Here is a 989-nt window from a genome sequence, read left to right as displayed (position 1 = left end):
CGCCGCCACCGCCTCGGCCGCGCGCGGCTTCGGCGCGTCCTCGAAGCCGAGCAGCGCCAGCGGCACGCGCGCCACCGGATCGAGCAGCCAGGCGAGGCTGCGGCCCTGCGCCGCCTCCGCCTCGGCCAGCGGCGCGAGAGCGCCCGCCGCAGCGCCCGCTTCCGCCAGCAGCCGCGGACTGCCGAGCACGAGGCGACGGCCTTCGACGCTGCCTTCCACGCCGCGGCCGGGAAGCGCGCGGAAGCCCTCGACCGCCGGCACCGCGCCGCCATGCGCCGCAAGAACAGCATGCGCCAGCGGATGCTCGCTGCCGGACTGCAGCGCGGCGGCCAGGCGCAATGCATCCGCCGCCTCCACGCCCGGCGCCGGGTGCAGCGCTGCGAGCCGCGGCTTGCCCTCGGTCAGCGTGCCGGTCTTGTCGAAGGCGACGAGCGTGACGCCCTTGGCGCGCTCGATCGCCTCGGCGTCGCGCAGCAGGATGCCGGCCCGCGCCGCCGCGCCGGTGCCGGCCATGATCGCCGCCGGCGTCGCGAGGCCGAGCGCGCAGGGGCAGGCGATCACCAGCACGGCGACTGCCTGCATCACCGCCGTCTCCAGCGTGCCGCCGACCCACAGCCAGCCCGCCAGCGTGGCGAGCGAGAGCAGGACCACAACCGGCACGAACACCGCGCTGACGCGGTCCACCAGCTTCTGCACCGGCGCGCGGCTGGCCTGTGCGGCGGCGACCAGCGCCGCGACGCGCGCCAGCGTGGTGTCGCCGCCGACCGCGGTCGCGCGGATCACCAGCCGCCCGTCGAGCGAGACGGTCCCCGTCGCGACCTTGTCGCCGGGCAGCGTCTCGACCGCGCGGGATTCGCCGGTCAGCGCGCTGGCATCCACCCCGGCCTCGCCGGCCTCGACCACGCCGTCCACCGGGATGCGCTCGCCCGGCCGCTCCTGCACGCGGTCGGCGACCGCTAGGCCTGGCGCCCGCACCTTGCGCTCGCTCT

1 protein-coding gene is annotated in these 989 nt (G+C 77.7%); it reads right to left on the bottom strand.

Annotation, left to right across the window (positions count from 1 at the left end):
- A partial coding sequence (locus tag L2I40_RS23695; RefSeq protein ID WP_237217801.1) for an HAD-IC family P-type ATPase occupies positions 1–989 on the bottom strand: 989 nt, incomplete at both ends.

The organism is Falsiroseomonas oryziterrae, from assembly GCF_021864505.1.
Classification (GTDB): Bacteria; Pseudomonadota; Alphaproteobacteria; order Acetobacterales; family Acetobacteraceae; genus Falsiroseomonas; species Falsiroseomonas oryziterrae.
This window is presented reverse-complemented; position numbering and strand designations above follow the sequence as displayed.